The following is an 8,994-nucleotide window of genomic DNA, read 5'->3' on the forward strand; positions in this document are numbered from 1 at the left end:
GGGCGGGCCCCCCCCCCACCTGTTGCCCAAACACACCCCCCGGCGGGCCCCCCGCCCCCCCCCGGGGGGGGCGCCCGGCGGTTCACACCGGAACCGGCCCCGGCGCGCCCTTTCGAAGGCGCGCCGGGGCCGGTTCGTCAGGTCGCAATGCCGTCAGCCGGGCCGACATTCAACGCCACGCGCCCCACGCGCCGGTTCGGTAAAGCGTTGACCGTTCATGGGCGGTCAGTCGGCCGTCCATGAACGCCGGGGCGCCCGTACGGCTACGGCCACACGGCAATCGTCAAGCGTGACGTCGAGGATCCGCACCTACGCCTCCAACGGCTCCTCGTCCATGGCGGAGTCCTGCAAGGGCCTGCTGGGACCGGCCGGCGGACAGAGCGGCGCGCTCTCATGCTCAGGTGTCGAGGGCCGCCGGCGGGTGAAAGTCGTCGGTGAGCCGAGTCCCAGTGCGTTGGGGGCGAGTCGGAGTGTCCCGTCGGCCATGCTTATTTCGTAGGAGTTGCCGGACGAGCAGACCACTGTGCCGGCCGAGGGCAAGGCCTTGTGGACGGTGGTCTTGGGCAAGGTATACGGCATTACCGTGCACAACGTGCGCAATCACGTTGTGGTCTCCCGCCGCGGACGCGACGGCGTGGGAATTGTGATGTTCCTCGATGGCGCTACCGGCAAGCGAGTCTCTGTGATCCATGCGCGCCTGGCGCGCACCGCGCCGCTGCGGCCTCGTCCCGAGGCGCGACTGCAAGTCGAGGGCGCGGGCGATGCCGGCAGACCCGCTCAGGCCTGGGCCGGCATCACCCGGGTCACCTTGCCCTTCAGGTCGGCATCCAGATAGCCGGTGACGTAGTCGTCGGCGAGATAGACAGCCAGTCCCAGCGGGGTGCCGAACGTGTCGTCGGCAGGGCGGACCAGGACGTAACGCATGGTCGGCCGCTGTACGTTCAGGTCCTTCTTCGCCCGCCTCAGCAAGGCGGGAAGGACGTCCCAGTCGAAGCTGTCGAGACTGAAGGGGCGTTCGCCGCCGATGATCGCACTGCTGATGATGCCCTTCTCGACACCCTGGCCCGGGCGGTAGGTGTAGCTGTCGTACTTGGTGTCGCTGCCCTTGACCATGATGTCCGCGGAGACATACGTCGGATAGACGGTGAGGTCGCATGCGCGGTCCGTGCCGGTCGCGGCCTTGATCTCCTTCACCGCCGCCCGGATACCGGCGGGGGTGAGCAGATCCGTCTTCGCGTCGGCCTGAGGCGTCGGCGTCGGGGTCGGGGGCGTCGGGGTCGGGCGGGACGCTGTGCGAGCGGGGTCCGTCGTCCTGGCCGAGGAGGTCGCACCGGCTGAACCGGCGGCCCCTCCACCGTCCTTGTCGCCTCCGTCCGGCAGCAGGGTCCACACCAGGACTCCCGCCATCACGGTCCCGACGACCGACGATGCGATCGCGATGCGGCTCTTCGCACGGTTGCCCGGCCCCGCCGGCGTCTGCCGTGTGGGGCCCACCGGGTACGGGGTCGCCGGGCCGAAGCCCGTCGGCCCGAAGCCGGTGGACGGCCCGAAGCCGGCAAGCGGTCCGGACCCAACCGGCGCCGAGGGCACGGGTGTTGCACCCGGCGGAGGGGCCAGCCTGTACGACGTGGCCCCGTCCGCCCCGGCGTGAGCACTCGCAACCGTGCTGCCGTCCTCGACCGCCTCCGCGAGCAGCCGGTCCGCGGTCGTCGCGTCCACCCGGTCGGCCGGGTTCTTGACGAGCACGGCGTTCAGGAACCCGGTCAGGACTCCGGCTCGCACGGGTGGCGGAAGCTGCTCGCTCAGCAGCGCCGCCAGCGTCGCGAGGGTGGTTCCCCTGCGCAGTGGGTGATGTCCCTCGACGGCGACGTACAGCATCATCGCCAGCGACCACAGGTCGGAACCCGGGCCGCCCTCGCCGCCGGAGATGCGCTCGGGTGCCATGTAGTCGGGCGTGCCGATGATCGACCCGGTCGCCGTCAGGGCGGTCGAGTCCCTGATGGTCGCGATGCCGAAGTCGGTGAGGACGGGACGTCCGTCGGGCCGCATCAGCACGTTGGCGGGTTTCACGTCCCGGTGCTGGATGTCGGCATCGTGCGCGGCGCGCAGCGCGGCCAGCACCTCGCGACCCAGCCGGGCGGCGTCGGCGGGCGCCAACGGCCCCTTGTCGAGCCGGTCCTGAAGTGACCCGCCGGTCACCAATTCCATGACGAGCCACGGGTAGACGTACTCCCCGCCGTCCACCACGTGATGAATGGTCACGACATTGGGGTGATCGACGCGAGCCAGCGCCCGTGCCTCGCGCAGCACTCGGGCCCGGAGCATCGCCGCGCCCTGCGGGTCGTACTCGGCAAGATCCGGATCGGGCGGCCGTACCTCCTTGAGCGCCACGGCCCGGTCAAGGACCAGATCGCGTGCACGCCACACCGTGCCCATGCCACCGCCACCGAGCCGCGTCTCCAGCTCGAAGCGCCCCTCTATGACCCGTCTGCCGGAATCCCCCTCGCCCATGGCCGGAAGCCTACGAGATACCTGTGACACGGCCCCACGCAGGTGACCGCAAACACCCGCAGACCGGTGCGATCAACGCCGGCGCGCGTGGTTCGCACCCATGCCGAGCTTGGCGGGCAGCTTGCCCGCGCCGGCCGCGGCCTTCACGCGGTCCAGGTTCTTCTGGTAGCCGCAGCCGGTCGAGCGGTTCAGCGCGCGGGCGATCCGCTCCTGGTTGGTGGTGTTGCGGGAGGACGGGTCGGACCGGCCACGGCCGGTCCTCTGCAGGGCCGCGGACGGGCGTTGTCCTGTAGCACCGAACCTTGAGTTGTCCCTTTGATTCGTGAGCAGTGGCTATGCCCCGGTCGGGCGGGCGACGATCACCAGGCGGCGCGGGCGCACCGGCCCCGGATTCGCAGGGGCCAAGTCTGACGGCATCCGCGCGGTGCCAGTGATGTTCCGGCTGTCCCGCCACACGAGGATCCGGTGCCTGACGTGGGGTGGGGCGGTCCCTCAAGGGAAATGGCATGGGTGTTTGTCATACCCGTGATCTAAGGTCGCGCTGTTCGGCACGCCGGACACGCGACCGCGCGGCCGGCGTGCCGGCACGGGGTTCCAGCACGAGTTACGGGAGAGCCGGACCGGCGTCGCTGCCCGGCGGTCAGGCGTGGTGCGGCCCGGGGTTGAAATCCCACCCGGCCCGTGCAGCGAATCTATGCAAGTACCTTCAAACGTAAGGATGTTGATGAGACGTAATTCCCTCACCGGCTTAGCCGCAGTGTTCGCTTCGGCTACGGGTCTGGCCGCATCGCTGCTGGTCGCGGGCCCGGCCGGTGCTGTTTCCGGTCAGCCGGTGATCACTCTTGACGCGTCGGCCCCGGCGGCCCTGCCGGCTGCTCCTGCCACGGCAGGCGTGTACTTCGACTTCCACACCAAGACCAGGAACCTGATCGCGGACGACACCACACTGACCGTGGACGCCCGGGGTCTGTCGAAGATCGCCAAGGTGGAGTTCTCGAGCAACTGCACCGCCCACGGACTGGTCGCCACGTGCTCGGAGTCGTTCGAGTCCGGCTCCGACCCGAAGACCGGCCTGGGGTCCATGACCCAGCTGACCCTCACCGCCCGTGCGGGCAGCCGGCTGGGCGCCACGGGAACCTACAAAATCACCGGCCGGTCAGCGCACGCGCAGATCACAGGCGGCACGGGATCGGTCACCGTGGGAGGACCGTCCTTCGGCCTCACCCGCCTCGCCGACCACACCGACCTGAAGGTCGGCAGCACCCTCGCCGAACCGGTCCGCTTCACCAACGCCGGCAACCGCCCGGCCCGCGGCGTACAGACCGTCCTGGCCGCCTCACCCGGCCTGGACTTCGCCGACCACTACTCCAACTGCAAGTACGGGACCAACGGCGCGACCCACTTCGCGGTCTGCTACCCCAAGGGCGGCATCAACATCGCGGAGACGGCCGCCCTGGCCGCCCCGGTGCGCCTGCACGTGAACTCCACCGCCCTGTTCACCTACCTCGACGTCCTCACCGCACCGCTCGGCCAGCCGGGCTGGCCGGACGGCCAGGGCATCAAGTGGACATGGGGCAAAAAGTCGGCGCCCGCACTCAAGCTGAAGGTGATCAAGGCAGGCCGGCACTCCTCGGTCCCGGCGGGCTCCGTGTCCCTGCCGCAGACGGGCACCGTCACCGACTACCAGGTCGCTTCCCTCAAGGCCCGCAACACGGCCGACTTCGCGGTCTCCGGCGCGAGTGCTCAAGCCGGTGCGGGCACGACCGCGACCCTCGCCTTCAACCTGACCGCCAACGGGCCGGCGACCCTGTACGACCGCAGCGGCGGCGACGGAGTACCCGTTGCCTGGGTGACGCTCCCGCCCGGCACCACCGCCGTCGGCCACTCGGCCAACTGCGGCCCGTGGCAGCAGAACAACCCGACCGCCGAGGCCAAAGGACCCTACGTCTGCAGCCTGCCCGGCATCATCGTGCCCAAGGGACAGGTCACCCACTTCGCCCTGACCCTGCGGATCGACGACGTGATCACCCAGGCAAAGGGCGCCGTCCAGCTGGTCTGGGGCCCGGATCCGGCCGACTCCCACCGGCCCGACTTCGATCCGGACAGCCGCAACGACTCCGCCGTCCTCACCCTGAACTGAGCCACGCCACAACCCAGGGGAGCGCGGCCGACCCGCCTGCCGACGAAACAGCGGCCCGTCCCCGGCATGAGCCCTCTCATGCCGGGGACGGGCCGCTGCGCATGGCATACCGGCCGCGCGGGTTGAACAGCAGCGCGTGGTCGGTGCCGTCGTCGGGGCGGGCCAGGATGACGCAGCCCATCACGAGCGGCCCGCCGCCGAAGAGCGTGTCGTGGTCGGCGTCGACATGGGCGGTGGCGTGGGCGTGGAGGGCCTCGTCGTCGGCGATGACGGCAGGCAGCGGGACGCCGCCGTGGAAGACCATGACGGCCTCGGCCGTCAGTTTCAGCTGCGACCCGGGCTCGGGCGGCAGGCCGGTGGCGGCGTCGAACACGCCGGCGGGCGGGACGAAGTGCGGCGCGGCGGTGTAGATCGCCAGCATCGTCTAACCGCTCCACCTCGCGCTCCCGGCCGGGCGGCAGCGGCTGCCCGTCGGCCAGCGGCGGCCGGGTTCATGCTCCGAAAGCGCAAGGCCGCGGGCCCAGCGTTGCCCTCTGCGGGAAGTCGGCCGCTTCCAGCAGGGGACACGGGTAGGCAGCCCTGGACTGGCTGACCAGCCGTCTGCCTGAGACGACGTTCGCCTACGTCGTGCGCGTCCCGGCCGGCACCGTCCAGCCCGTCTCCGGCGCCCGTGAGAGCGGCCGGGGCCTGCCCACCCACGTCGAGGCCCGGCCCCTTGACGTTGTGCCGGTACAGCTCGGCGATGACCATGGCGCGGATCTCCGGGTCTGCGGGTGGGCTGAAGGTCTTCAGATTTCCTGAACCCCCGGAAGATCGGCATCGAGACAACCTCGGCGGCCAGAAGTACGGGGCGAGGCGTTCGGTGGCGGCATGCCGCCCGGTGTCCCGGTCACGGAAGGTGATGTTGTGCTGCTGCCAGTGGTCGGGGTGCATCGGGAAGTCCTTCAGTCGGGTTCAGGCGGGGAGCAGGCAGGCGTCCCAGGCGGTGCGGGGTGGCTCCGCGCTGTCCCGGTGAGCCGTCCCAGCGCGGTTCCGGCGGCTCCGTCGAGGAGTCCGGCGCCCGCCGCGTCCTCCAAGAGCCGGGCGGCGGCGTCGTCAGGGGCGACGCCGGGCGGGACCAGCACGGTGAGAAGGGCGCGGAGCTGCCCGGCGGAGGCCGGGGCGGCGGCGCGCGCGGTGATGTGGACGAGCCCGGCGAAGCCGTGCCGCAGGCCGTTGTCGGTGGCGGCGCGAAGTTGCGCGGATCGGTGAGCGCGTCCAGCAGGGCGGCCTCGGCCTGGGCTTGGATAGTGCAGGCAACCCTTCCCCAAGGTCCGGGTTACCCATGCGTTTCGCACGGTCAGTTGCTGACGTGTGTGACTATTGGCGCCCCTTCGCCGGATGACACCGTTCTTCCTGTCAGGCCGACACGGAGCCGGTACCGCCGACCGAGGGAGTGGACGTGATCAAGGGCTACGCCGCCTTCTGTGACGCGGACCCGCACTTCTATGACGCTCCGCACCGGTTGAACACCGGTCCGACCGGCGGAGCCGACCGCAGGGGAGAGCAGTACGCCGTGGCCCTCGCACCGGTCCCTGAGGGCTGGCAGCGTCACCGCGTCGGCGACTGGCTGGCCTTGCGGCCGGCAGACTGCCAACTCCCCGAGCAGGGATGGAAGATCCATGTGTCCGCGTGCCTCGGCAACGCCGAGTCCGTACTCGCGAGGGTCTCCACCTACTGCCAAGAGCAGCGTCTCGCCTACAAGTTCGTGCCCAGCCGCTATTTGCTGCACCATCGCAACGCCAAGTACGCGGATCGGGCTGCGAGCGGCAAATTCATCACTGTGTACCCGTCCGACGACGGGCGGTGCCACCGCGTCGCCGAAGACCTCGCTGCTCTCCTCGACGGCGAGCCTGCGCCCTACATTCTCAGCGACCTGCGCTGGGGATCCGGACCGGTTCACCTCCGCTACGGCAGCTTCACCCGCCGCCATTGTTACGACGAGGAGGGGGAACTACGGCCCGCGGTTCGGCGCCCCGACGGACGCCTCGTCCCCGATCTGCGCGGGCCCGCCTTCCGGATACCCGACTGGATCGAGCCGCCGGCCTTCCTCGTGCCGCACATCGAAGCCCGGGCCGCGCTCACCGTCGGCGAACTTCCCTACGCCATCGAGAGCGCCCTGCACTTCTCCAACGGAGGCGGGGTCTACGTCGGCCGCGACCGTGCCACCGGTGAGAAGGTCGTCCTGAAAGAGGCCCGGCCGCACGCAGGACTGGCCGCCGACGGCGTCGACGCAGTTGCCCGACTGCGCCGCGAACAAGAAGCCCTGGAGCGGCTCTCCGGACTCGGCTGCACCCCGGAGGTACGGGGGACGTTCTCCGTCGGAGACCACCAGTTCCTGGCGATGGAGTTCGTGGAGGGCAAACCGCTCAACACCTTCTTCGCGCGCCGTCACCCCCTCATCGAGTCCGGCCCCGGCCCCGAGGCGCTCGCCGAATACACCGCCTGGGCCCTGCGTATCCACCGGCTGGTCGAGGACGCGGTGCACGCGGTGCACGCCCGCGGAGTCGTTTTCAACGACCTTCATCTCTTCAACATCATGGTCTCCGAGGACGAACAGTCCGTGACACTCATCGACTTCGAGGCCGCAGCCCACATCGACGAGGGCCGACGCCAGACCGTTGCCAACCCCGGCTTCGTCGCCCCCGCCGACCGGCGAGGACACGACGTGGACCGGTACGCCCTGGCCTGCCTGCAGCTCGCCCTGTTCCTGCCGCTCACCAGTCTGCTTCCCCTCGACAGGGCCAAAGCCCGACACCTGGCGGACATCGCCGCCGAGCAGTTCCCCGTCGACAGAAGCTTCCTGGACGAGGCGGTCGAGGAGATCACCCGCGGCACCAAGCGACCGGCTGCCGGACTATACCTGCCCGTCGAGCCAGGCGACTGGCCACGCAGCCGCAACTCGATGGTCCGCGCCGTACTGGCCTCCGCCACCCCCGAGCGCGACGACCGATTCTTCCCCGGCGACATCGCCCAGTTCGCCACCACCGGCGGCGGAGCGACCTTCGGGTACGGCACTGCCGGTGTCCTGTACGCCCTCGCCGAGACCGGCTCGGACCCCCACACCGAGGCGGAGGAGTGGCTTCTGCGCCACACCAAGGTACCGGAGTCCGGCACACCGATCGGCTTCTACGACGGACTGACCGGCATCGCCTGGACACTGGACCGCCTCGGTCACCCCGAACGGGCCCTGGAACTCGTCGAGTCGGCGCAAGTTCGGCCCTGGGAGGGCATCGCCCCCGATCTCCACGGGGGCCTCGCCGGCGCCGGACTCGCCCTGGACTCCCTCGCGACCACGACCGGAACACCGGCCCTGCACGACGCGGCTTGGCGCTGCGCCGAACTGGTCGCCGAGGCCGTTCCGGGCATCACCCGCGCCGGGCTCCTGTACGGGGCGTCTGGACCGGCCCTGCTCTTCGTCCGACTCTACGAACGCACCGGTGATACCACGCTGCTCGACCGGGCAGGCGACGCACTCCGGCAAGACCTCGCCCGGTGTGTCCGCAGCGCCTCTGGAACGCTCCAGGTCGACGAGGGCTGGCGGACCATGCCGTACCTGGGCGCCGGCAGCGTCGGCATCGGCATGGTGCTCGACGACTACCTCGCCCACCGGGCTGACGAGGACCTCGAAGGAGCGCGTCGCGAGATCGTACAGGCCGCACAGGCCACCTTCTACGCCCAACCTGGACTGTTCCGTGGCGCCGCCGGCATGGTGCTGCACCTCAGCCGGACCACCGCGCCCGGCCCCGGCACCGCGCCGGGGGACGTCCGCCGACAGATCGACGCCCTGACCCGGCACGCCGTCCCCTACAAAGGCCATCTGGCCTTCCCCGGCGAGCAGATGATGCGGCTGTCCATGGACCTCGCCACCGGCACCGCCGGTTGCCTCCTCGCCCTCGGCAGCGCCGCCTCCGGCGGAGACGTGCATCTGCCCTTCCTCCCGCCGCCCCGGCGGAACCCACAAGCCGGTCCCGTACAGGGATCGTGAAGTGCACCACCCGCAGGACGTACGAACCGCTCACAGTCCCCGATCGAAAGGAAAGACGATGACGCTTCTCGACCTGCAGTCGATGGAGACCCCGAAGGAAGAGGCCACCGGCGACGTCGCCACCGGCAGCCGCGCGAGCCTGTTGCTCTGCGGCGACAGCAGCTTGTCCGTCACGACCTGCAACTGACACACCGGCCGGGGGCCCCCCCCCCCCCCCCCCCCCCGCCCCCCCCCCCCCGCCACCCCCCCCCCCCCCCCCCGCGGCGCCCCCCCCCGGGGGGGGGGGGGGCCCGGGGCCCCCCCCCCCCCCCCCCCC

General features: G+C 70.8%; 5 protein-coding genes. 3 read left to right on the forward strand and 2 right to left on the reverse strand.

Annotated features, from left to right (window positions below; genetic code table 11):
• Window positions 1-777 precede the first annotated feature (777 nt).
• Window positions 778-2,511: a serine/threonine-protein kinase gene (locus tag ACIQRL_RS40740; RefSeq protein WP_401341394.1), complete on the reverse strand. Its 1,734-nt coding sequence runs from the start codon at window positions 2,509-2,511 to the stop codon at window positions 778-780.
• 724 nt (window positions 2,512-3,235) lie between these two features.
• Here ACIQRL_RS40740 and ACIQRL_RS40745 point away from each other — a divergent pair.
• Window positions 3,236-4,651, forward strand: coding sequence for a hypothetical protein (locus ACIQRL_RS40745; RefSeq protein ID WP_401341396.1), 1,416 nt, complete (start codon window positions 3,236-3,238; stop codon window positions 4,649-4,651).
• A gap of 76 nt (window positions 4,652-4,727) precedes the next feature.
• Here the strand turns inward: ACIQRL_RS40745 and ACIQRL_RS40750 are convergent, their stop codons facing one another.
• Entirely contained in the window at window positions 4,728-5,072 is a 345-nt protein-coding gene (locus ACIQRL_RS40750; protein ID WP_401341397.1) for a hypothetical protein, read from the reverse strand.
• Window positions 5,073-6,092: 1,020 nt separating this feature from the next.
• Here ACIQRL_RS40750 and lanKC point away from each other — a divergent pair.
• Together lanKC and ACIQRL_RS40760 are read left to right on the forward strand one after the other, a co-directional pair.
• Window positions 6,093-8,678: a class III lanthionine synthetase LanKC gene (gene lanKC, locus ACIQRL_RS40755; RefSeq protein ID WP_401341399.1), complete on the forward strand. Its 2,586-nt coding sequence runs from the start codon at window positions 6,093-6,095 to the stop codon at window positions 8,676-8,678.
• 58 nt (window positions 8,679-8,736) lie between these two features.
• Complete coding sequence (locus ACIQRL_RS40760; protein WP_058940762.1) at window positions 8,737-8,865, forward strand: SapB/AmfS family lanthipeptide; 129 nt, start codon at window positions 8,737-8,739, stop codon at window positions 8,863-8,865.
• Window positions 8,866-8,994: the final 129 nt, after the last annotated feature.

The organism is Streptomyces sp. NPDC091209, assembly GCF_044757755.1.
GTDB lineage: Bacteria > Actinomycetota > Actinomycetes > Streptomycetales > Streptomycetaceae > Streptomyces.